Origin of the sequence: Burkholderia pyrrocinia, assembly GCF_001028665.1 — a bacterium.
Classification (GTDB): domain Bacteria; phylum Pseudomonadota; class Gammaproteobacteria; order Burkholderiales; family Burkholderiaceae; genus Burkholderia; species Burkholderia pyrrocinia.
The window spans coordinates 1787122-1810976 of record NZ_CP011504.1; the positions used below are offsets into that span (position 1 = coordinate 1787122).

A 23855-nucleotide genomic window follows, 5' to 3' on the forward strand; every position below is an offset into this window, starting at 1 on the left:
TTTGCGCGAATCCCCAAGCACGCTGCCGGAGCCAGTCGAGCGCCGGATTTTTGCCCACCCGCCGGATTTACCTGCCCGGGTAAATACTGAATCCCAAATTCGTGACAAACGGGCGATCACTCCCTATGATTGGTTGGACCTTTAGTCCTTTGTGCCAATCGGCCGTCTGGCGGCCGGCTTTTCGGGAGACGTGCTCATGAGATTGCAGGGCAAGCGCGCGCTGGTAACGGCGGCCGGGCAGGGCATCGGCCGCGCGACCGCGCTGCGGTTCGCAAGCGAGGGCGCTGACGTGCTGGCGACCGACATCAACGAAGCCGCGCTCGCGCAGCTCGCGGCCGACGCGGAACGTGCGGGCGGCCGGTTGACCACGCGGCGGCTCGACGTCACCGACGCGCAAGACGTCGCCGCACTCGCCGCGAGCGAACGCGCGTTCGACGTGCTGTTCAACTGCGCCGGCTACGTGCATCACGGCTCAATCCTCGACTGCGACGACGACGCGTGGGCGTTTTCGCTGAACCTGAACGTCACGTCGATGTACCGGCTGATCCGCACGCTGCTGCCCGCGATGCTCGAAGCGGGCGGCGCGTCGATCATCAACATGGCGTCGGCCGCGTCGAGCGTGAAGGGCGTGCCGAACCGCTTCGTGTACGGCACGACCAAGGCGGCCGTGATCGGCCTGACCAAGGCGGTGGCTGCCGATTTCGTCGGTCAAGGGATTCGTTGCAACGCGATCTGCCCCGGCACGGTCGAGTCGCCTTCGCTTGAGGCCCGTATTGCCGAGCAGGCGCTGAAGCAGAACACGACCATCGACACGGTGCGCGCCGCCTTTGTCGCGCGCCAGCCGATGGGACGCGTCGGTACGGCGGACGAGATCGCCGCGCTGGCAACCTATCTGGCATCCGACGAGTCGGCATTTACCACCGGCGCGATTCACCTGATCGATGGCGGCTGGTCAAACTGACCGCGCCTTCCTCCTTACTTTCCGTTCAGACAACCCCATGAAACTGCTGCGATTTGGCGACAAACACCATGAAAAACCGGGCCTGCTCGATGCGCAGGGCCACATCCGCGACCTGTCCGGCGTGATCGACGACATCGCCGGCGATGCGCTGTCGCCGGCCTCGCTCGCGCGGCTGCGCGACATTCCGCCGGCGTCGCTGCCGCTCGTCGAAGGCGCGCCGCGGCTCGGCGCGTGCGTCGGCCGCGTCGGCAAGTTCATCTGCATCGGCCTCAACTATTCGGACCATGCGGCCGAATCGGGGATGGAGGTGCCGAAGGAGCCCGTCGTGTTCGGCAAGTGGACGAGCGCGATCTCGGGGCCGAACGACGACGTCGAGATTCCGCGCGGCTCGGAGAAGACCGACTGGGAAGTCGAGCTCGGCGTGGTGATCGGCAAGGGCGGCCGCTATATCGACGAAGCCGACGCGCTGTCGCACGTCGCCGGCTACTGCGTCGTGAACGACGTGTCGGAGCGCGAATACCAGCTCGAACGCGGCGGCACGTGGGACAAGGGCAAGGGCAACGACACGTTCGGGCCGCTCGGCCCGTGGCTCGTGACGGCCGACGAAGTGCCCGATCCGCACGCGCTGCGGCTGTGGCTCGACGTCGACGGTCACCGTTACCAGAACGGCTCGACCGCGACGATGGTGTTCCGCGTGCCGCACCTGATCAGCTACCTGAGCCGCTTCATGAGCCTGCAGCCGGGCGACGTGATCTCGACCGGCACGCCGCCGGGCGTCGGCCTCGGGCAGAAGCCGCCCGTCTACCTGCGCGCCGGGCAGGTGATCACGCTCGGCATCGACGGGCTCGGCGAGCAGCGCCAGCGCACCGTGCAGGCCTGATTTCCTTTAACGGACGGTTCGTCATGCCTATCATTCGATCGATGCGCGTCCTCGACGTGCGCTTTCCGACCTCGCAGCAGCTCGACGGCTCCGATGCGATGAATCCGGACCCCGATTATTCGGCCGCCTACGTCGTGCTCGAAACCGACCGCGACGGGCTCGAAGGTCACGGGCTCACGTTCACCATCGGGCGCGGCAACGAAATCTGCTGCGCGGCGATCGACGCGATGCGCCACCTCGTCGTCGGCCTCGACCTCGACTGGATCCGCGAGGACATGGGCCGCTTCTGGCGGCACGTCACGTCGGACAGCCAGTTGCGCTGGATCGGCCCCGACAAGGGCGCGATCCACCTGGCGACGGGCGCCGTCGTCAACGCGGTGTGGGATCTGTGGGCGAAGGCGGTGGGCAAGCCGCTGTGGCGGCTCGTCGCCGACATGAGCCCCGAGGAGCTGGTGCGTACGATCGACTTCCGCTACCTGACCGACTGCCTGACGCCGGACGAAGCGCTCGACCTGCTGCGCCGGCAGGCGCCCGGCAAGGCCGCGCGGATCGCGACGCTGGAGCGCGACGGCTACCCGTGCTACACGACGTCGGCCGGCTGGCTCGGCTACAGCGACGACAAGCTGCGCCGGCTGTGCCAGGAAGCGGTGGACGAGGGGTTCGACTACGTGAAGCTGAAGGTCGGTGCGAACCTCGAGGACGACATCCGCCGCGTGACGATCGCGCGCGAGGTGATCGGCCCGGACCGCAAGCTGATGATCGACGCGAACCAGGTGTGGGAAGTCGACGAGGCGATCGACTGGGTGCGCGAGCTCGCGTTCGCGCGGCCGTGGTTCATCGAGGAGCCGACGAGCCCCGACGACGTCGAAGGGCATCGCAAGATCCGCAAGGCGATCGCGCCCGTGCAGGTCGCGACCGGCGAGATGTGCCAGAACCGCGTGCTGTTCAAGCAGTTCATCGCGCGCGGTGCGATCGACGTCGTGCAGATCGACGCGTGCCGGCTCGGCGGCGTGAACGAGATTCTCGCGGTGATGCTGATGGCCGCGAAGTACGGGCTGCCGGTGTGCCCGCATGCGGGCGGCGTCGGGTTGTGCGAATACGTGCAGCACCTGTCGATGATCGACTACGTGTGCATTTCCGGCACGAAGGAAGGGCGCGTGACCGAATACGTCGATCACCTGCACGAGCATTTCGTCGAGCCGTGCGTGGTGCGCGGCGCGGCGTACATGCCGCCGACGGCGCCCGGTTTCTCGATCGAGATGAAGCCCGAATCGCTGGAGCAGTACCTGTTCCGCGGCTGAAACACGGCGACGCACGCGGCACGCCGCACGACGTGCGCGGCGACAACATGAACGACGGAGACGCGAAGTGGATTTGAACCTGCAAGACAAGGTCGTGATCGTGACCGGTGGTGCATCGGGCATCGGCGCCGCGATCTCGATGCGGCTCGCCGGCGAGGGCGCGATTCCGGTGGTGTTCGCGCGCCACGCGCCCGACGACGCATTCTGGCGCGAACTCGAGCAGAAGCAGCCGCGCGCCGCGTGCGTGTCGGTCGAATTGCAGGACGACGCGCAGTGCCGCGATGCGGTCGCGCAGACCGTCGCGGGCTTCGGCCGCATCGACGGCCTCGTCAATAACGCGGGCATCAACGACAGCGTCGGCCTCGACGCGGGGCGCGACGCGTTCGTCGCGTCGCTCGAACGCAACCTGATCCACTACTACATGATGGCGCACTACTGCGTGCCGCACCTGAAGGCCACGCGCGGCGCGATCGTCAACATCTCGTCGAAGACGGCCGTCACCGGGCAGGGCAACACGAGCGGCTATTGCGCATCGAAGGGCGCGCAGCTCGCGTTGACGCGCGAATGGGCCGTCGCATTGCGCGACGACGGCGTGCGCGTGAACGCAGTGATCCCGGCCGAGGTGATGACGCCGCTTTACAAGAACTGGCTCGCCGGCTTCGACGACCCCGATGCGAAGCTCGCCGAAATCGCCGGCAAGGTGCCGCTCGGCAAGCGCTTCACGACGGCCGACGAGATCGCCGACACGGCCGTGTTCCTGCTGTCGGCGCGCGCATCGCACACGACGGGCCAGTGGCTGTTCGTCGATGGCGGTTATACGCATCTCGACCGTGCGATCGGTTGAATGCAGCGGAACCCCGAACCCATGCAACCCGACCCGAACCTGAACGCCGCGCCGCCGCTGATTGCGCTGAGCGGCATCGGCAAGCGCTTTCCGGGCGTGCAGGCGCTCGACGACTGCCGTTTCGACCTGCGTGCCGGCGAAGTGCATGCGCTGATGGGCGAGAACGGCGCCGGCAAGTCGACGCTGATGAAGATCCTCGCCGGTGTGTACCAGCGCGACGACGGCGAGATCCGGATGGACGGCCGCGCGGTGGAGATCGCCGATCCGCGCGCCGCGCAGGCGCTCGGGATCGGCATCATCCATCAGGAACTGAACCTGATGAACCACCTGAGCGTCGCGCAGAACATCTTCATCGGCCGCGAGCCGCGCGGCCGCTTCGGCGTGTTCGTCGACGAAGACAAATTGAATCGCGACGCGGCCGCGATCTTCGCGCGGATGCGGCTCGATCTCGACCCGCGCACGCCGGTCGGCCGGCTGACGGTCGCGAAGCAGCAGATGGTCGAGATCGCGAAGGCGCTGTCGTTCGACTCGCGCGTGCTGATCATGGACGAGCCGACCGCCGCGCTCAACAACGCGGAGATCGCCGAGCTGTTCCGCATCATCCGCGACCTGCGCGCGCACGGCGTCGGCATCGTCTACATCTCGCACAAGATGGACGAACTGCGCCAGATCGCCGATCGCGTGACCGTGATGCGCGACGGCAAGTACGTCGCGACCGTGCCGATGGCGGAAACGTCGATGGACGCGATCATCGCGATGATGGTCGGCCGCCAGCTCGAGTCGGAGCACCGCACGCCGCCTGACACGTCCGCGAACGACGTTGCGCTCGAAGTGCGCGGGCTGTCGCGCGGCCGCACGATCCGCGACGTCGGCTTCACGCTGCGGCGCGGCGAGATTCTCGGCTTCGCGGGGCTGATGGGCGCGGGCCGCACCGAGGTCGCGCGTGCGGTATTCGGCGCGGACCCGGTCGACGCGGGCGAGATCCGCGTGCACGGCAAGACCGTGACGATCCGCACGCCGGCCGACGCGGTCGCGCACGGGATCGGCTACCTGTCCGAGGATCGCAAGCACTTCGGGCTCGCGGTCGGGATGGACGTGCAGAACAACATCGCGCTGTCGAGCATGCGCCGCTTCGTGCGCCGCGGCGTGTTCCTCGATGCACGCGGGATGCGCGACACCGCGCAGGCGTACGTGCGGCAGCTCGCGATCCGCACGCCGTCGGTCGCGCAGCCCGCGCGGCTGCTGTCGGGCGGCAACCAGCAGAAGATCGTGATCGCGAAGTGGCTGCTGCGCGACTGCGACATCCTGTTCTTCGACGAGCCGACGCGCGGCATCGACGTCGGCGCGAAAAGCGAGATCTACAAGCTGCTCGACGCGCTCGCCGCCGACGGCAAGGCGATCGTGATGATCTCGTCGGAACTGCCCGAGGTGCTGCGCATGAGCCACCGGATTCTCGTGATGTGCGAAGGCCGCGTCACCGGCGAATTGCGCGCGGCCGACGCCACGCAGGAAAAGATCATGCAGCTCGCGACGCAACGCGAGTCGACCGTATTGTCCTGATTCAGACGCTTACCCGATCATGTCCAACGATACGCATCCCGTTCCGCCCCTCGCTTCCGGCGATTCGCAGGCCGGCGCCGCCGGCTTCCGCGCCCGCTTCTTCAACCCGGCCGCGCGGCAGAAGCTGCTCGCGTTCGCGAGCCTCGTGCTGCTGATCGTGTTCTTCAGCATCGCGTCGCCGAACTTCCTCGAAGTCGACAACCTCGTCACGATCCTGCAGGCCACCGCCGTGAACGGCGTGCTGGCCGTCGCCTGCACCTACGTGATCATCACGTCGGGCATCGACCTGTCGGTCGGCACGCTGATGACGTTCTGCGCGGTGATGGCCGGCGTCGTGCTGACGAAGTGGGGGATGCCGCTGCCGCTCGGGATCCTGGCCGCGCTGCTGTTCGGTGCGCTGTCCGGCTGCGTGTCGGGCTTCGTGATCGCGAAGATGAAGGTGCCGCCGTTCATCGCGACGCTCGGCATGATGATGCTGCTCAAGGGGCTGTCGCTCGTGATCTCGGGCACGCGGCCGATCTACTTCAACGACACGCCGGGCTTCACGTCGATCGCGCAGGATTCGCTGATCGGCAACCTGATCCCCGCGCTGCCGATCCCGAACGCGGTGCTGATCCTGTTTCTCGTCGCGGTCGGCGCATCGATCGTGCTGAACCGGACGATCTTCGGCCGCTACACATTCGCGCTCGGCAGCAACGAAGAAGCGCTGCGGCTGTCCGGCGTGAACGTCGACGCGTGGAAGATCGCGGTCTACACGTTCAGCGGCGCGGTGTGCGGGATCGCCGGGCTCCTGATCGCGTCGCGGCTGAACTCCGCGCAGCCCGCGCTCGGGCAGGGCTACGAGCTCGACGCGATCGCCGCGGTCGTGATCGGCGGCACGTCGCTGTCGGGCGGCGCGGGCAGCATCGTCGGCACCATCATCGGCGCGTTCATCATGAGCGTGCTGACCAACGGCCTGCGCATCATGTCGGTCGCGCAGGAATGGCAGACGGTCGTGACGGGCGTGATCATCATCCTCGCCGTCTACGTCGACATCCTGCGCCGGCGCCGCCGTTGACGCACGCAGGCATGCGCTTCACCGCCGGTTTCGGCCGGCGTTCCATTCGATACGAAAAAAGGAGACGCGAAGTGATCAGGAGCAAGGTGTTGAACGCGATCGTCGGGCTGACGTTCGCCGTCGGCGTGACGGCCGGCGCGCAGGCGCAGGAAACCTATATCCCGCTGATCTCGAAGGGCTTCCAGCATCAGTTCTGGCAGGCCGTGAAATCGGGCGCGATGCAGGCCGCGAAGGACTACAAGGTGAAGGTGACGTTCGAAGGGCCGGAAACCGAGGCGATGGTCGACAAGCAGATCGACATGCTGTCCGCCGCGATCGCGAAGAAGCCGGCCGCGCTCGGCTTCGCGGCACTCGACAGCAAGGCCGCGCTGCCGCTGCTGAAGAAGGCGCAGGCCGAGAAGATCCCGGTGATCGCGTTCGACTCGGGTGTCGACAGCGACATCCCGGTGACGACGGCGTCGACCAACAACAAGGCCGCCGCATCGCTCGCTGCCGACAAGCTCGCCGCGCTGATCGGCGACGAAGGCGAGGTGGCCGTGGTCGCGCACGACCAGACGAGCCGCACCGGCATCGACCGCCGCGACGGCTTTCTCGAACGGATGAAGGCGGCGCACCCGAAGGTGAAGGTCGTGACCGTGCAGTACGGCGAAGGCGACCAGCTGAAGTCGACCGAGGTGACGAAGTCGATCCTGCAGGCGTATCCGAAGCTCAAGGGGCTGTTCGGCACCAACGAAGGCTCGGCGATCGGCGTGGTCAACGGCGTGCGCGAAATGAAGCGCAAGGTCGTGATCGTCGGCTACGATTCCGGCAAGCAGCAGAAGGACGCGATCCGCAGCGGGCTGATGGCCGGCGCGATCACGCAGAACCCGGTCGGGATCGGCTACAAGACGGTCGAGGCGGCCGTGAAGGCGATCAAGGGCGAGAAGCTGCCGAAGGTCATCGATACCGGTTTCTATTGGTACGACAAGACCAACATCGACGATCCGAAGGTCGCGGCGGCGTTGTACGACTGATTGGCGCGTCATGGCGTCGCCGCACGCGGCGGGTAGCGCGTGCGGCGGCGTGAGATGGCTTGCCGGAGCGGAACACGAGGACACCATGGGCGCAGTGCGTATCGATTCCCATCAGCACTTCTGGCGTTATCGCGCGGCCGACTATCCGTGGATCGGCGCCGGGATGGGCGTGCTGGCCCGCGACTACCTGCCCGACGCGCTGTGGCCGCCGATGCATGCGCAGGCGCTCGGTGCGTCGATCGCGGTGCAGGCGCGCGCCGGGCGCGACGAGACGGCGTTCCTGCTCGATCTCGCGCGCGACGATGCGCGCATCGCGGCGGTGGTCGGCTGGGAGGATCTCGGTGCGCCGCAGCTTGCCGATCGTGTCGCCGAATGGCGCAGCCCGAAGCTGCGCGGCTTTCGTCACCAGGTGCAGGACGAAGCCGACGTCGGTGCGTTCGTCGCGGATGCCGGTTTCAATCGCGGTGTCGCGTGGCTGCAGGCGAACGGCTATGTGTACGACGTGCTCGTGTTCGAGCGCCAGTTGCCCGACGTGCGCGCGTTCTGCGCGCGGCACGACGCGCACTGGCTCGTGCTCGACCACGTCGGCAAGCCCGCGCTGGCCGAGTTCGAGCGCGACGAAACCGCGCTGCCGCGCTGGCGCGCGGCGCTGCGCGAACTGGGCGCGATGCCGCATGTCGCGTGCAAGCTGTCGGGGCTCGTGACCGAAGCCGACTGGCGGCGCGGCCTGCGTGCGCAGGACATCCGGCATATCGAGCAGTGCCTCGATGCGGCGCTCGACGCGTTCGGCCCGCAGCGGCTGATGTTCGGGTCGGACTGGCCCGTGTGCCTGCTTGCCGCGTCGTATGACGAAGTGGCGTCGATCGTCGAGCGGTGGGCCGAAGCGCGGCTGTCGGCGGCCGAGCGCAACGCGCTGTGGGGCGGCACGGCCGCGCATTGTTATGCGGTGCCGGGCGCGACGAAGCGCGGCATATAAAATAGGCGCGAACGGCCTGTGCGATTCGTCGGACCGTCCGCAACGAAACCGATCACCTGCATCAACGTATGTCCATCCAGCCGATTCAGAACCGCCGCCTCTACCAGCAGATCGCCGACAAGCTCAGTGCGATGATCGAGTCCGGCGATTTTCCACCGGGCAGCTATCTGCCGCCCGAACGCGAACTGGCCGAACAGTTCGGCGTGTCGCGCACGTCGGTGCGCGAAGCGCTGATCGCGCTCGAAGTAAGCGGGCTCGTCAGCGTGCGCGTCGGCGACGGCGTGAAGGTGCGCCACCCCGAAACGGCCGCCGCGCCCGAGCCCGAACCCGATGCGAAGGCCGCGCCGTTCACGATCGTCGAGATCGATCCCGAACTCGGCATCGCGCTCGACCTCGACACCGAAATCCCGCCGTTCGCGCTGTTGCAGGCGCGCCGGCTGATCGAGCCGGAAGCCGCGTCGCTGGCCGCGAAGCACGGCTCGGACGAGCAGATCGAAGGGATCCACGAAGCGTTCCTGCGCAACCAGGAAGACAACCGCAGCGGCTCGCTCACGCATCCGGGCGACCGGCTGTTCCATATCCGCATCGCGGAAGCGAGCGACAACCCCGCGTATGCGCTGATGATCAAGCAGTTGCTCGCGCACAAGTACGACCTGATGTTCCAGCGGCTGCAGTCGCTGTACATGCCGAACGACATGCCGCACCGGTCGGAACTGGAACACCGCGCGATCCTCGACGCGATCCGCGCGCGCGACCCGGAGGCCGCGCGCCGCGCAATGGCCGAGCATCTCGACGAAGTGATCCGTATCTTCGGGCGGGCGCTCGACTGAGCGCGCGATTACGCGTTCAAGCGTTCAGAAGCGGTCGGCGCGATAGGGCGCCGGATCGGTGAACGGTGTCTCGCCCGTCATCATCTCGGCCAGCAGGCGGCCGGTGACGGGGCCGAGGGTCAGCCCGTGATGGTTGTGTCCGAACGAGAACCACAGCCCGCGATGCGCGGGCGCGGGACCGATCACCGGGCGCATGTCGGGCGTGCACGGCCGGAAGCCGAGCCACGGCTGCGGGTCGAGCCGCTCGCCGAAGCCGAACACGGGCCGCGCGACGCGTTCCGCGCGTTCGAGCTGCACGCCGGTCGGCGGCACGCCGCGCCGCGCGATCTCGACGCCGGTCGTGAGCCGCAGCCCGCGCCGCATCGGCGCGATCACGTAACCGTATTCGCGATCGACGATCGGCGCCGACGGCACGCCGCGCGCGGACGGTGCGTAGTGCATGTGATAGCCGCGCTTCTCGCGTAGCGGAATCTTGTAGCCGAACTTGCCGAACACCGTGTCGGACCACGGGCCGAGCGCGACGACGACGGCCGGCGCGGCGGCCATACCGTCCTGCGTGCTGACCTGCCAGCCGGGCGACAGTGCGTCCAGGCTCGCGGCGTCGCCCATCAGCAGCGTGCCGCCGCCTTGCACGAAGAGCTGCGCGTACGCTTTGACGAGCGCGGACGGATCGACGACGCTTTTCGGATCGAGCCAGTGCAGCGCGCCGCAGAAGCCGGGCGCGAGGCTCGGTTCGTGCGCGAGCAGCGCGGCGGCATCGAGCGGTGTGATGCCGAGCCCGTGGCGACGGGCGGTGAGGCCGGCTTCGGCCACGCCGCGTTCGAACGCGGCGGGCGTGCGGAATGCTTCCAGCCAGCCGTTCGCGCGGATGAGTTCGCCGGCGCCGGCCCGCGCGATCAGCGCGTCGTGTTCGACGAGGCAGCGCTCGATCAGCGGCAGCATGTCGCGCGAGGCCGCTGCGTGACGCAGCGGCGCCGATTCCCACCAGAACCGCGCGAGCCACGGCGCGAACGCGGGCAGCGACGCGCTGTGCCAGTAGAGGTCGGTCGAGCGGTTCAGCGCATAGCGCATCAGCGTGAACGGGCTGCGCGGGAACGGATACGGTTCGACCGACGAGCGCTCGATCAGCCCCGCGTTGCCGAAGCTCGTGCCTTCGCCGGGCGCGCCGCGATCGACGAGGGCGACCTTGCGGCCGCGGTCCTGCAGATGCAGCGCGGCGGAGACGCCGACGATGCCGGCGCCGAGAACGATTACGTCGAAATCCATCGGTGGTGGTGAAAGACGGTTAGCGGTGCGCTCGCCCGCAGTGCGGTGTGCGCGCCCAGGTTGGAGATCGTTCGAACCGCAAGCATACTCGCGGCGGCGTGGGTCACCAAGGGCAGGGCGCTACGCGACGGGACACGAGCGGGCGTTGAGTGGCACCTGAGGATCGGCCCGGCGCGGCGGAACAGGAGATTGCACCGGGTCCGGCGTTCCGCGGTGGCGCGCGATGATCGACCGGTCGAAACAGGCCTGCGCGGCGGAGTTGAAGCGTTTTCGCGTGAACGGCAATGTCTGGATCGCTGCAGACGAGATGCCGACCGGTGTCGACGTGCCGATGGCGTGGCGCGAATTGCTGACCGCACCTGACCATGCGCTTGCAGGTCGGCTGATGCGGATGTGGGCCGGCGTCGCCGATCGTTTGCCGGCCGTCGCGGAGTTCTTCCACACCGCCGACAGACGGTAACGCATGGCACCCCTAATGTGCCGCAAAACGATCCGGCGTGCCGCCGGAGAGCGTAGGAAGTTTGAGCTGGCCGCGCGTCCAATCCGCTGATCAATTTGCCGACGTCGAGACGGGGCCGACACCGGGTAGCGCATTCGCCCGAATCATCGCGCACAGCGCCGATTCCGCATACTTTCCGATGTTTTTCGCGGGTGTTTCCCACTGGTTGGGCATGCGAATTTTTACCTAAGATGAAGCAATCGTGCGCGTGATACGGTGCCTGCTCGCGCACGGAGGGAGGCAGGAGGCAGCGCCGGAGCAACGCCAGCGGATGTTGCCATCATGGATGCAAAAGTGTGCGCGGCGGCTACCGGTCTTGCGACTGCAACGACGCCAACGGGCGCGGCGACCATCGCCGCGCGCAAGACGTCCGGCCGGCCCGGCCGGGCTGCTTCGCTGCGCCATGCGCTGATCGCAATCGTTTGCGTGTTGGGTGCGGCATCCGCGGTGCTCGTCGAGGATCCCGCCGATGCGGACGGCTCGCCCGACACCATGCGCATCGTCGCCACCGCGAGCCCCGCCGATCCCGCCGTTTCGTCACACGACTCCGCCGTGCGCCAGGTCGTGCTCGGCATCATCAGCTTCACGCGCTGGCCGACGACGCCCGTTCGCCTGCATTTGTGCGTCACGGGCCGGCCCGACTACGCGCGCGGCCTGACCGACACGCTGCAGGCCGGCTCGACGCTGCTCGACGTGCAGCGTGTCCGCTTCGACGATCCCTCGCTCGGCATGGCCTGCGACATCGTCTATATCGGCACCCTGAGCGACGTCGAGCGAACGCGGGTGAGAGCCGCGTTGGCCGGCCATCCGGTGCTGACCATCTCGGAACGCGATCCGTCCTGCACCGCAGGCAGCATGTTCTGTCTCAACGTCGACGGCGAACGCGTGTCGTTCGACATCAATCTCGACGCCGTGGCGCGCAGCGGCGTACGCGTGCATCCGAACGTGCTCAATCTCGCGCGACGGCCGGGGGCGCCATGAGTCGGTTCGCGCCTCACTTTTCCCCCTCGCGGGTGTCGCGCCCGACGCTGCAAAGCGTGTTGCGCCGCGCGCACCTGCGCCTTGCGTTCGTCGCCGTCGCGATGGCCGCCGTGTCGTTGATCGTGGTCGCCGTGATCGCGTTGCGGGCCTATGCCGGCAACAACCTGAACCTGCTGGCGCGATCGCTCGGTTATACGGTCGAGGCGGCGCTCGTGTTCGGCGACCGCGTCGCGGCGAACGAGGCGATCGGGTTGATCGCCGGCGATGAGGACGTCGCGCAGGTGGTCGTCACGGACAGCAATGGCCAGCTGTTCGCGACGTGGCAGTTGCCTGCCGGCAGCCAGATCGCGCGGCTTGAGCGCGTCGTCGCCGACCTTGCGCTGCCCGGGCCCGTGACGGTTCCGGTGATGCACGACGGCATCATCGTCGGCCACGTCGTCGTGCGCGGCCGCGGGCACCAGTTCTTCGGCTTCCTGCTCGGCGGCGTCGGCGGCATTCTCGGCGGCCTGGCCGTCAGCGTGTTCGGCGCGTATGTCAGCTCGAAGCGTCTGCTGCGCAACATCGTTTCGCCGCTGCGCGCGCTGGCCGGCGTGGCGCACGCCGTACGGCGCGACCGTGCGTTCGCGCGACGGGTCGCGCCCGTGCCGATCGCCGAACTGAACGAGCTCGGCGACGACTTCAATGCGTTGCTCGACGAATTCGAAGACTGGCAGAACACGCTGCGCGACGAGAACGCGTCGCTCGAACACAAGGCGACGCACGATGCGCTCACGGGCCTGCCCAACCGCGTGCAGTTCGAGTCGCGCCTTGCGCTTGCGCTCAGCGAAGCCAGGGCGACGGGCCAGCGGGTCGGCATCCTGTATCTGGACTGCGACCGCTTCAAGGAGATCAACGATTGCTTCGGCCACGACGCCGGCGACGCGGTGCTGATCGACATCGCGGCGCGGCTGCGCGCGCAGGTGCGCGAGGCCGATCTGGTCGCCCGGCTGGGCGGCGACGAATTCGCGGTGATGCTGTCGGCTGTGCGCGAAGCGGGCAGCGTATGTCGCATCGCCGACGAGATATTGTCCGGCATGGCGCCGTCGATCGAACTGTTCGACGGCCGCATGGTGGCCACCATGATGAGTGCCGGCGTTGCGCTGTATCCCGACCACGCGTCGGACGCGGGCGGCTTGCTGCGCGCGGCGGATGCGGCGATGTACCGGGCCAAGCGCACTCGGCCAGGCTCGTGGCAGTTGGCTGAAAGTGTCGCAGGACCGGTTTGATGCCGATCGCTTCGCGCTGCGGGCGAGGCCGCGGCAGCGGATCACAAAAAGCGCGCCCGACGCGGGCGCCCTCGAAGGGGATGTGAGATGAACAACTCGTTTCCTGTGAGCACGGGGCGGATGTGCGTCACGAGCGCGCTGCTGCTGTGTTTGCTGCTGGGGGGCTGCAAGGCGCCGCCGCTTCATCGTGGGCTGACGCAGACGCAGGTCACGACGCTCAAGTCGGCCGGTTTCCACGAGACCGAGGAGGGTTTCGAGTTCGGCTCGACCGGACCGATCCTGTTCGATTTCGATCGATATAACCTCAAGCCCGATGTGCGGCGGATCGTCGAACGGATCGGGCGCACGCTCAGGTCGGCGGGGATCAACGGGGTGCGGGTTTATGGGTACTCGGATCAGGAGGGGGCGGATGATTACGACTTCGAGTTGTCCAAGCGGCGTGCCGAGGTCGTGGCGATAGAACTCGTCGACGTCGGGCTGGATGGGAAGCGCATTGCGGTTGTCGGTAGAGGGAAGCGCGACCCGGTGGGCGACAACCGTACGCCGGCCGGCAGGATGCAGAATCGGAGGGCAGCGATTGTGGTTTCGCCGAGGTGACGTTCCTGGCGGGATGGCAGCGTCCGGCGATGCGTATCGCGTATTGGTGTGCAGCGATTGGCCGCAATCGGAAGGAGACGAAACATGAGGTGGGCCACCGTCACGGAACTGAACAGCCTCATTCCGCTACCCGCCGGGTATGCGTTCTAGCAGTTGAGCCGCAGCCAGATTCCGGATCTCACGACGAAAGTCCGGCAATGGCACCCGGACATCGGGATTGGCGCCGGCAGTTGCTACGTCCGGGAACAGTTCTATCTCGACAAGACCTTCCTGGCGAATGAGGCTGAACGGGACGTCTACGTTCTGTTGATCAAGTTCGCCGACGAGATCGTCGGCATGTGGTCTTACGAGCGTGAACCCGATGCGCTGTCGATCTATGGGCGGCTATTGATCGTGGCGCCGGAGCACCGTGGCTCGAAGCTGGCCCTGAGCTGCATGTCCGGTACCGAACGCATTTGTCGAACCTGCGGCGCCGAGTTCGTCTACACGATGGCGACGCTGAAAGTGCCGCACATGCAGGTCGCACTGGAACGCGCCGGCTATCTGCTGGTTGGTTTCGCGCCTGGCTACGACCGGGAGATCGGGAGCGATGGTGCCGTGAAGCGGATATTCGAGGCCGTCTATGGCAAGGTTCTCGTTGCTGACGAAGACATGCTGCGCCCCGACCCGGCGAATCTCACACCGAAGGCGAAGGCGCTTTTCGACCTGATGTTTCCGATCGCCGCGCCATAGGCAAGGGCGCTGCGTGTCGTAGGCGTATGAGCGTCTGCTCGGTACAAGCCGCGGACCTTCATGTTCTTGTCATGTGGACGGATCGTCGGCTGGAGCAGTCGTTGGCGACTGGAAGCTGCTCGATAAAGTCCGGATGGGGCTTTCATTTGCCCGAATAGAACGGTTCCGCCCGTTTTTTAACTCCCCATTGCCATTCCTTCCCCGCGGGCAAGCCTGCCCTGGCGCCCAGCCGCTGGTCTGGTTTTCCGAGTTTCAGGGCCCGAACGAAAACGTTTGCCGGTGTCTTTCGCATGGTCGGAATTTGTCCTACATTATCGGGGCTTCGGGCCGGCCAGACGGCCCACGGAACCTGAGATCACACGCAAGGAACAAGAATGAGTTTCGCTCCGAACGGGGGTATTCCCAATGGTTTGGGCGGCGGCGCGCTCGGCTCCTTGAGCGCGCTCGGCGGCCTGGCAGGGCCGATCGCCTCGAGTGTTGCCGGGAGCCTCGGGCCGCTCGCGGGCCTGGCCGGGCACGTCGACACCGTCCAGCGTGCGATGCAGCTCGCACAGACCGGCTTCTCGCTGATGGACAAGACGCCCGGCGCGGTTGCCGAAGCGATCAACGGCGCCGCCAACCCCGCGCGCCTGACCCAGCTCAATCGTTACGTCACGCTCGATACGCCGCTCGGCCCGGATGTGCTGCTGGTCAGCGCCGCCGTCGTCGACGAGTACGTGAACCGGTTGCCGGAAATCCACCTCGACCTGCTGTCGCATCGCCACGACCTGCGCCCCGACGACCTGATCGGCCAGCAGGTCAAGATTCGATTCGATCAGCAGGCGCGCCTGTCGACACTTGAACGCGTCGTTGCATCGGGTGCCGGCGAGAACGACCGTTATTTCGACGGCTACGTCGCGTCGTTCGACCGCGCCGGCAATCCCGGGAATGTCACGCAGTACCACCTGACGGCGGTGCCGTGGTTCTGGTTCCTGACGCGCTCGACCGACTGCCGGATTTTCCAGAACAAGACCGCGCAGGACATCCTCGCCGAGATTTTCCAGGAGCACGGATTCTCCGACTTCGTGTTCGACATCCGGACGAACCAGAAACCGCTCGAATACGTGGTGATGTACCAGGAGTCCTACTACAACTTCTGTGCGCGGTTGATGGAGCAGGAAGGGCTGGTCTGGACGCACCGCTACGAGAAGGACAAGCACATGCTTGTGATCGGCGACACGAATTTGCTGTTCCGCCCGATCGACGGGCTGGCAACCGTGCCGTTCGCCGCCACCGAGGCGAGCGAGGACAGCGGCATCGACCAGTTGCACGAAGGCCGGCGCTTTGGCGTCGGCAAGGTCACGTTCCGCGACTTCAATCACCAGAATCCGTCGTCGCCGCTGATGCTGGTGGAAGCCGGCCCGCAGAACCTCAAGCACGCGCGGCTCGACTCGACCGAGCGGTTCGAGCACCAGTCGCTGTACGACCACGGCGACGACGGCAACCGTTATGCCCGTTTTGCGATGGAGGCCGAGGAGGCGCAGGCCCATCGCTATACCGGCGGCGGCTACGCATGGCGCATGACGACCGCCGGCGCCGTCAACGTGGCCAATCACCCGGTCCTCGAGAACAACCAGGAATACGTGATCCTGCACGTGCGTCACGAGGCGGTGAACGACTACACGCAGCACAGCGCAAAGCTGCCGTACCGCAACAGCTTCGCGTTGCTGCCGAAGAAGATTCCGTACCGCGCGCCGCGCGGCACGCCGAAACCGGTGATTCACGGCACGCAGTCGGCGATCGTCGTCGGTCCGAAGGGCGAGGAAATCTACACCAACGGGAGCGCCGTGAAGGTGCATTTCCCGTGGGACCGGCGCGGCAAGAAGGATGGATCCGACTCGATGTGGGTGCGCGTGTCGCAGCCGTGGGCGGGCGATGGCTGGGGCGCGGCCGCGATTCCGCGGATCAAGCAGGAAGTGCTCGTGGCGTTCAATCAGGGCGATCCGGATAACCCGGTGATCGTGGGCCGCGTGTTCAACGGCGAGCAAGGCAATCCGTACCACGGTGCGGCCGGCCAGACGATGGGGATCAAGAGCCAGACGCACAAGGGGCAGGGCTCGAACGAGATCCGCATGACCGACACGAACGGCATGCAGGAATTCTTCATGCACGCCCAGAAAGACATGAACACCGTGGTCGAGAACAGCGAGACGCACAAGGTGCTGGGGCCGATGCGTACCGTCCTGGTGGCGACGGGCAGCGAAGAAAAGCAGATTCCGCAGGGCAACCTGACCGAGACGATCGCCGAGAAGCGGAGCACCACCGCGACCACGGTCGAGGTGACGACGCCTGCCAAGGATGGCGGCGGCGGCACGCAGGTCTACGTGGCCGAGCGCGGCATCCTGCTGAAGGTGCAGGACAGCTCGATCTCGCTCGCGCCCGAAGGCATTCGCCTCGAGCACAAGGGCTCCGTGATCCTGATGACCGACGACGGCGTGATGGTCAACGGCCAGCGCATCGATCTCAACAAATAACACGAACAAAACCAGCCATGCACTACGCAATCCACGAAGGCACCTTCGAACTGCCGGACGCGGCGCTCGACCGCACCGTCAACATCCTCGTGATGCACGCCGGCCCCGGCGGCCTCAACCTCGTGATCGCCCGTGGGCGGCTGCGCGACGGGGAGGATATCGATGCGTTTGTCGCGCGCGAATGGGAAGTGGCGTCGCGCGATGCCAAGATGCTCACCGAGAAGGCGCGCCGGCCTGTGACGGTGGCGGGCCGCTCGGGCATCCAGATCGATTCCACGCACGAGCGGGATGGCCGGCTCTGGCATCAACTGCAGACCATGTTCCCGTCGGACGACGCTGGCCGCGTGCTGGTGATGACGCTGACCAGCGCGGCACCGCTGACCGAAGAGCAGCAGGCGATCGCCGACCGGATGCTCGCCAGTTTCCAGCCGCGCGCGGCTCGACCGACCCTGCTCGGACCGGGTGACGCGTCGTGAGCGCGGAAAACTTCGCGGCCGCGCGCTTCGAAGATCCGATCCAGCACACGTCGTTCCTGGGTGAGCTTGTCGGCACGGTCGGGTCGGTGGTCGGCGGTGCCATCGTCGGTGCATTGGTGGCGGAGGCGATGGAGGGGCTGGTGTTCGTCGGCCTCGCTGCGCTCGAGATCGGCACGGCAGGGTTGGCGACGCCGCTCGTGATTGCGATCGGTGTGGGGGTGGCGGTCGGCTCGGGCGCGCTGATGGAAGCGAGCGGGATGAACGAGGCCATCGACGACGGCGCGAAAGCACTGGCCAATTCGATCGTGCCGCCCGAGATCAAAGGCAAGATCGCGAGCGGGTCGGGGAACGTTTACGTCAACAACAAGCCGGCGGCGCGGGCGGCGAAGCCGGGCGATCTCGATACCGTCGCTTGTACGGATCATCCTGGGCCTCAGATGATCGCCGATGGGTCGGGGAGCGTTTATATCAACGATCATCCGGCTGCGCGCGTTGGGGACAAGACGACATGTGACGGGACGATTGCTGAAGGTTCCGATAACGTTTTCATCGGCGGTGGTACGCAGCGGGTGCGGGACGTGAAGTCGGCTTCCCGGCTCGGATGGCTGGGGGCGGCGCTTGGTATTGCGCTGGCGGTTTGTGGCCGCGGGAAGATGAGCTGGGGGCAGTTTCTGAAAGGCAAGCTGCCTTGCCTCGCGATCAATTTTGCGGCCGGTGCCTTCGGTACGTGGCTCGGTAGTTTGGCGAGGCCGTCTGCGGGCCATCCGGTCAACGTCATTACCGGCGGCAAGATTCTCGACGGCACGGACGATACCGATTTCGCATTGCCCGGGCCACTACCGATCGTGTGGCGACGTTTTTACAGCAGTCACGATGATCGTGCAGACAGCCTGTTCGGGCCGGGCTGGAGCGTGCCGATCAGCGTTGAACTGCGGCTTGCGCGTGAGCATGGCGAGATCACGTCGATCACGTATTGGGACGAGCAGGGGCGCGACATCGTGTTCCCGGCCGTGCCGCCGGGTGAGAGCCATTTCAGCGTGCCCGAAGGCATTTACCTGATCTGTACGGCCGGCGGCCATTACGTGGTTGAGACGGTCGATGGTTTGTATCGCGATTTCGGCCGTGCGCGTAGCGATGCGGACAACGAGACGCTCAAGCTGTGGCGTCTCGAGGATCGCAACGGTAACTGGATCGAGGTGGAGCAAGAGGCGGCCGATGAGGTTGTGCGGCCGGCTCGGCTGCATGACAGCGCCGGCCGCATGCTGACGCTGGTCTACGATAAATCGCAGCCGCGACGCATTGCCACGATTGAGCTGACTCGTGGTGTGGACGGTGAGCAACCCGACACGCTGGTGCGTTATGCGTACAACGATGCTGGCGAGTTGGTGGCCGTTACTGATCGCAGTGGCCATACTGCGCGACGCTTCGCGTACGAGCGCGGACTGATGGTCCAGCATACGTTGCGCGGTGGCTTGCAGTGCTTCTATGCGTGGGAGGGTGTCGGCCGTGACGCGCGGGTCGTGCGCCACTGGACCGACGATGGTGAGGCGTACACGTTCAATACGGACCTTGCGCAGCGTGTGGTGGTGATCACCGACCAGATCGGCCGTGTTACGCAGTGGACGTGGAACGAGGATCAGCAGCCGACAAGCCATACGGATGCCGAAGGCCATGTGTGGTGGTTAGAGTGGAACGCGAAGCGGCAGTTGGTCAGCACGACCGATCCGGCTGGGAACACCACCCGCTTTGAATATGACGAGCGCGGGCGCCAGACCCAGCGCATCGACGCACTCGGTCAGGTTGAGCGCACCGAATGGAATGGGTACTACGACTTGCCTGTCGCGGAAACCGATCCGACCAACTCGCGCTGGATCTACCGCTACGACGATCGCGGGAACCTGACGATGACGCGCGATCCGGCGGGCTTCGCGACTGAGTATCACCGGGACGAACGTGGGTTGGTGCATACGATTCGCGATGCGCGCGGCGGTTACAAGTTCCTGGAATGGAATGGCCGTGCGCAACTGACCTCGTACACCGATTGCTCCGGCAAGATCACGCGGTTTGCATATGATGCACGTGGTGGGCTCGCGCGTGTGACCGATGCGGCTGGCCAGTCCACCGTGTATGAAGCGGATGCGATGGGGCGTGTTACGGGGATCGGGATGGCCGACGGTGCCCGGCAGACGTTCCGTTACGATGCGGCCGGGCGTCTCGTCGAAGTTGTAGACCCGAATAACCGCAGCACACGCTATGAGATCAATGCGCGTGGACTGCTGCTGTCGCGAACTGACGCGGCTGATCGGGTCGTGCGGTTCGGCTACGACGATGCGTTCCGGCTCGCGAGTTTGACCAATGAGAACCGTGAGTCTTATCGCTTCCGTTACGACCGACGTGATCTTCTGAGCGAAGAGGTTGGGCTGGACGGTAGCGTCCGCTCGTATGAGTACGATGCTCGTGGACTGGGCATCGGGCTTAGAGAGGGAAAACTCCAGACTAGCTATGAGCGCGACGCGCTCGGGCGGCTGGCGGCAAAGGCATCCGCGCGCGAACGCTGCGAATACCTGTATGACAAGGCGAGCCGTATTGCGTCCGGTGAACTGTACGCACTCACGGCCCGCGGCCCGTCGCTGAAGAATCGGGTCAACCTGAAGTACGACGCGCGCGGTGAGGTGCTCGAGGAGTACACACCGACCGGCTGGCTCGTGCACACTTACGACGAGCTTGGCAACCGAGTTAGTACGACGATCTCGGGCGAACGGACAATCGACTGGCTGCATTACGGTTCGGGACATGTGCACCAGATCCGTGTCGATGGCGCGGCGATCACAGACATCGAACGGGACGATCTGCATCGAGAAGTGCTGCGCACACAGGGCAGACTGACCAGCCAATTCGGACATGACGCCGTCGGACGCCGTGCGCGAGTTGCTGCGCAGCGCGGCTCGGCAACGGAGGCGCTGCTCGCCAAGCAGTGGCAGTACGATGCAGCCGGCGATGTGACCCAAAAGCGAGACCAGCGCTACGGCACGACCAGCTATCGCTACGATTCGACCGGGCACATCGAGCATTCGATGGGACCGGGGTTGCCGTCTGAGGTATTCCGCTGGGATGCGGCTGCGAACCTTGTGTCGAGCGATCATCCGGGTGGCTATGTGGAGCACAACCGGCTCAGGATGTTCGAAGACAAGCGCTTTGAATACGACGCATATGGGCGCCTTGTTCGCAAGCTGAGCGGACACGGGCCCGCCAAAGAGTTGAACCTCGAATACGACGACTGGCATCAACTGAAGACCGTCGTGACCAAGGATCGTCTTGGGGTTTCGACCACGCATTTTGAATACGATGCGTTTGGCCGGCGGATCCGAAAGCTCAATGGTGGCTACGCGAGTACGGATTTCCTGTGGGATGGCATGCGGCTGGTGCAGGAGACGTACCATGACCGGAGTGGCGAAGAGGCGCTGACCTATCTGTACGAACCGGACAGCTACGTGCCACTCGCACGTATTGACCAGGGGGCGCCGGCGGCGAACGACGCCGATGCGCGGGACGTTGTCTACTATTTCCATAACGACGTGTCAGGGTTGCCGGAGGAATTGACCAACGGCGATGGTGAGTTGGTCTGGCAGGCCCGCTATAAGGTATGGGGCAACGCGGTGCAGGAGGAGTGGATCGCGCCGGCGCCGCAGAGGCCGACGCCGTCTTGGGGCGAAGTGCAGGTAGCTGCGCCAACATCGACGAGCATTCCGCGGCCGCAGAACCTGCGCTTCCAGGGACAGTATCTGGACCGCGAGACCGGACTGCACTACAACACGTTCCGGTTCTACGATCCGGACATCGGAAGGTTCATCAGCCACGATCCAATACGATTGGCGGGCGGAGATAATCTCTATGCGTACGCTCCCAACCCGATTGTTTGGATCGACCCCTTTGGGCTGTATAAGGGAGAGGGAACGCGTGATCTCGGCAAATACCACGTATTCCACGAACATACGTTAAATCGCGAAGAGTTCAAGCTGTCCGACCCGGAACACTTCCGGATCGCGAACGAAGGGGTGTATCAGCGAGCTCAAGTGGATGCTGAGTTCCGGCGAACGTTACAGACTAAATATCCGGGTGTCCTTGAACACGTGAGTCCAACGAGGACTGGACGGTTCAGAGGAACATCGCCGCCAGGAATGACGTGGCATCATGGTGACTCGCCTGGCTCGTTGAAGTTAGTGGACTTTGCTGACCATCAGAGTTATCACAAGGTCTACCATCCAGACGGAAAGGGCGGGAGAAATAAATGGGGCGGCGGTACCGAATGCCGATAAGAATTTTCGAAAGGAGAGAAATATGAAATTAGTAAATGGGTTGAAAGCACTTATTTTGGAAAGACAGAATTTGCCGAAGGTGGGTTGGATATTTGTCGAAAAGGGATTCAACAAGAATTCTGCCGATGCATTGATGATCGCAACGTTCCAAATTCCTGAAGATGAGGACGACGAGTTTTACGGTGAAGATCATCTTGCGTCGTGGCTGGAAGTGCCGACATTTCTAGCCGTTCTGGACCTGCGCGCGAAGAACCTTAAAGACCCGACGACAGAGGACTTTGCGAACGCAGCAATTCACTATCTGAAGAACGATGACTTTTTGGAGTAAGGGTAGTACGTGTCACTAGCTGGGCTCCGCATTCAAGAATTTCTTTGAGATCGTCCGCGAAGGGTACGGGAATTGGAAGGAAGGGTGAAGTGATGATTGACAAACTTTCACAACTTGGAGCCACCCCGATCGATCGGCCACCAAGGGCGAAAGTGCAAATGTTGACTGACCTAGAGGCCGAGGCTGGCCGACTTCCGGACGATTACAGGAATCTGTTGATGCATTTCGGTGGAGATATTGAGTTCCATTCATCCATCAAATTTCAAGCTGATGAGCCGTCGCCTTGGGCCGCTGAAGATCGCACCGATTCTTTGGAGATCCTCTACGGGCTGGAGAGCAAGTATGGCTTGTCGATTCTCCAGATGTTTGAGACGTATAAGGGACGCATCCCGGCAGATTGGATTCCAATAGGAGAGGCGCCGGGAGGTAACCAGATTTGTTTGAGGATCCACCCGTCGGACGGTTCTCAATCGGTCGAGTTCTGGGACCATGAAAGCGAGGTTGGACCGGGCTTGCCGCCAAGTGGCGATGGTCTAACGAAAATCACCAACTCCTTGCAGGATTTCGTTAACCGCCTCATGCCAGAGGATCTGCTAGAGAATACACCTCACGCCGTTAAAGTAGATCTTCAGTTTTAAAATGAATAGACCAACACCCTGTGCTCCAAACATTGAGTTGCATAATAAATATCTCGAATCGATCCTCGCCACAGGTAAGCTCGAGATCATTGCTCGATTTGGGGTGTGGTGTTGTATTGGACTTGCGCATGACAAATCTATATTCGGGTTTCTTGCCAAGCAGACAGGAAGTACTGGTGCGCAAATCAATGAGCGAGTGGGTGATTACTTAGATCAAGTTTGGAATGGGAAAGAAAACTCCAATCCATTAAGAGATCTAGAGCAGGTTGATTGGGATCCTGATGGCATCGAAATGGACGATGAAGCTGCGGCACAGGGAGCGACAGATTTTCTGGCAGGTCTATCGTTTTTAGCAAAATGGTGCGCTGAACATAAAGTTGAGAGACTGGTTGCATGTGCCGAGGTTTTGATAAACCGGATCGACTACTTGGAGAGTTTTGAGATGATTCCCGGGCATGTTGCGAATCCGGTGGATCGTGAGATGAACGCACAGAAGAATTTTTCTCGTGAGCTAGTTGCAGGAACGTTGGCTGATGGTGATAAGGTGAAATATCACGAGTGGTTGTTCAATCTTAGCAGCTCATGAATCGTGAGTTCTAGAAACGCACGCACAAACGATTGACCTCAGAGGTGCGGGCCGGACGAGGCAATAGCGACTGGGCGTAAAGTGACTCCCGGAAAATGGTTGCGGGGTAAGTGTGGTCTGCTGTTACTGGTTGCCTCAGTGGATCACAATTCAAGGAATCGTGAATATCACCCGAAGGCGCGCGGCGAGCGAAAAACGTGGGGTGGTTGTCTTCACGAAATCCTGTACTGCTGGGG

Annotated in this window: 21 protein-coding genes; 20 read left to right on the forward strand and 1 reads right to left on the reverse strand. The window is 64.5% G+C overall.

The features are described from left to right. Positions 1–196 precede the first annotated feature (196 nt). From ABD05_RS24155 to ABD05_RS24195, 9 genes are all read left to right on the forward strand, one after another. The gene (locus ABD05_RS24155; RefSeq protein WP_047902559.1) at positions 197–961 is read left to right on the forward strand and encodes an SDR family oxidoreductase; all 765 of its coding nucleotides are present in this window, start codon (positions 197–199) and stop codon (positions 959–961) included. Positions 962–998: 37 nt separating this feature from the next. Then, positions 999–1841, forward strand: coding sequence for an ureidoglycolate lyase (locus ABD05_RS24160; protein ID WP_047902560.1), 843 nt, complete (start codon positions 999–1001; stop codon positions 1839–1841). 23 nt (positions 1842–1864) lie between these two features. Next, complete coding sequence (locus tag ABD05_RS24165) at positions 1865–3142, forward strand: L-fuconate dehydratase (RefSeq protein ID WP_047902561.1); 1278 nt, start codon at positions 1865–1867, stop codon at positions 3140–3142. A gap of 67 nt (positions 3143–3209) precedes the next feature. Next, positions 3210–3986, forward strand: a complete 777-nt coding sequence (locus ABD05_RS24170) for an SDR family oxidoreductase (RefSeq protein WP_047902562.1) — start codon at positions 3210–3212, stop codon at positions 3984–3986. Positions 3987–4007: 21 nt separating this feature from the next. Next, complete coding sequence (locus tag ABD05_RS24175; protein WP_047903766.1) at positions 4008–5546, forward strand: sugar ABC transporter ATP-binding protein; 1539 nt, start codon at positions 4008–4010, stop codon at positions 5544–5546. Between the two features lie 19 nt (positions 5547–5565). Continuing rightward, positions 5566–6603, forward strand: coding sequence for an ABC transporter permease (locus ABD05_RS24180; RefSeq protein ID WP_047902563.1), 1038 nt, complete (start codon positions 5566–5568; stop codon positions 6601–6603). Positions 6604–6674: 71 nt separating this feature from the next. Next, positions 6675–7616, forward strand: coding sequence for an ABC transporter substrate-binding protein (locus ABD05_RS24185; RefSeq protein ID WP_047902564.1), 942 nt, complete (start codon positions 6675–6677; stop codon positions 7614–7616). Between the two features lie 85 nt (positions 7617–7701). Beyond that, positions 7702–8592, forward strand: coding sequence for an L-fucono-1,5-lactonase (locus ABD05_RS24190; RefSeq protein ID WP_047903767.1), 891 nt, complete (start codon positions 7702–7704; stop codon positions 8590–8592). A gap of 68 nt (positions 8593–8660) precedes the next feature. Continuing rightward, positions 8661–9422 (forward strand): FadR/GntR family transcriptional regulator, encoded by a 762-nt coding sequence (locus ABD05_RS24195; protein WP_047902565.1) that lies wholly within the window; start codon positions 8661–8663, stop codon positions 9420–9422. Between the two features lie 24 nt (positions 9423–9446). Here the strand turns inward: ABD05_RS24195 and ABD05_RS24200 are convergent, their stop codons facing one another. Continuing rightward, positions 9447–10688 (reverse strand): NAD(P)/FAD-dependent oxidoreductase, encoded by a 1242-nt coding sequence (locus ABD05_RS24200; RefSeq protein WP_047902566.1) that lies wholly within the window; start codon positions 10686–10688, stop codon positions 9447–9449. A 223-nt stretch (positions 10689–10911) separates the two neighbouring features. Here ABD05_RS24200 and ABD05_RS24205 point away from each other — a divergent pair, with 223 nt between their 5' ends. The 11 genes from ABD05_RS24205 to ABD05_RS37895 all read left to right on the forward strand — a co-directional run bounded on the left by ABD05_RS24205 (position 10912) and on the right by ABD05_RS37895 (position 23619). Continuing rightward, positions 10912–11148, forward strand: coding sequence for a hypothetical protein (locus ABD05_RS24205; RefSeq protein WP_047902567.1), 237 nt, complete (start codon positions 10912–10914; stop codon positions 11146–11148). 321 nt (positions 11149–11469) lie between these two features. Continuing rightward, a complete protein-coding gene (gene yfiR, locus ABD05_RS24210; protein ID WP_047902568.1) occupies positions 11470–12168 on the forward strand; it encodes a regulatory sequestration protein YfiR in 699 nt (232 codons plus the stop codon). Beyond that, positions 12165–13433: a diguanylate cyclase DgcN/YfiN gene (gene dgcN, locus ABD05_RS24215; RefSeq protein ID WP_047902569.1), complete on the forward strand. Its 1269-nt coding sequence runs from the start codon at positions 12165–12167 to the stop codon at positions 13431–13433. The genes yfiR and dgcN overlap by 4 nt, the downstream gene beginning before the upstream one ends. Before the next feature lie 87 nt (positions 13434–13520). Then, positions 13521–14030, forward strand: a complete 510-nt coding sequence (yfiB, locus tag ABD05_RS24220; protein WP_047902570.1) for an outer membrane lipoprotein YfiB — start codon at positions 13521–13523, stop codon at positions 14028–14030. A 153-nt stretch (positions 14031–14183) separates the two neighbouring features. Further along, a complete protein-coding gene (locus tag ABD05_RS24225; protein WP_047902571.1) occupies positions 14184–14762 on the forward strand; it encodes a GNAT family N-acetyltransferase in 579 nt (192 codons plus the stop codon). A gap of 374 nt (positions 14763–15136) precedes the next feature. Beyond that, positions 15137–17275: a type VI secretion system Vgr family protein gene (locus ABD05_RS24230; protein ID WP_047902572.1), complete on the forward strand. Its 2139-nt coding sequence runs from the start codon at positions 15137–15139 to the stop codon at positions 17273–17275. A gap of 17 nt (positions 17276–17292) precedes the next feature. After that, the gene (locus ABD05_RS24235; RefSeq protein WP_047902573.1) at positions 17293–17751 is read left to right on the forward strand and encodes a DcrB-related protein; all 459 of its coding nucleotides are present in this window, start codon (positions 17293–17295) and stop codon (positions 17749–17751) included. Continuing rightward, complete coding sequence (locus ABD05_RS35340; protein WP_082146207.1) at positions 17748–22067, forward strand: RHS repeat-associated core domain-containing protein; 4320 nt, start codon at positions 17748–17750, stop codon at positions 22065–22067. Before ABD05_RS24235 ends, ABD05_RS35340 begins: the two co-directional genes overlap by 4 nt. A 22-nt stretch (positions 22068–22089) precedes the next feature. Further along, positions 22090–22395, forward strand: a complete 306-nt coding sequence (locus tag ABD05_RS24245) for a hypothetical protein (RefSeq protein ID WP_047902574.1) — start codon at positions 22090–22092, stop codon at positions 22393–22395. Between the two features lie 92 nt (positions 22396–22487). Next, positions 22488–23033 (forward strand): SMI1/KNR4 family protein, encoded by a 546-nt coding sequence (locus ABD05_RS35345; RefSeq protein WP_082146208.1) that lies wholly within the window; start codon positions 22488–22490, stop codon positions 23031–23033. A 1-nt stretch (position 23034) separates the two neighbouring features. Then, positions 23035–23619: a hypothetical protein gene (locus tag ABD05_RS37895; RefSeq protein ID WP_148669135.1), complete on the forward strand. Its 585-nt coding sequence runs from the start codon at positions 23035–23037 to the stop codon at positions 23617–23619. Positions 23620–23855 lie beyond the last annotated feature (236 nt).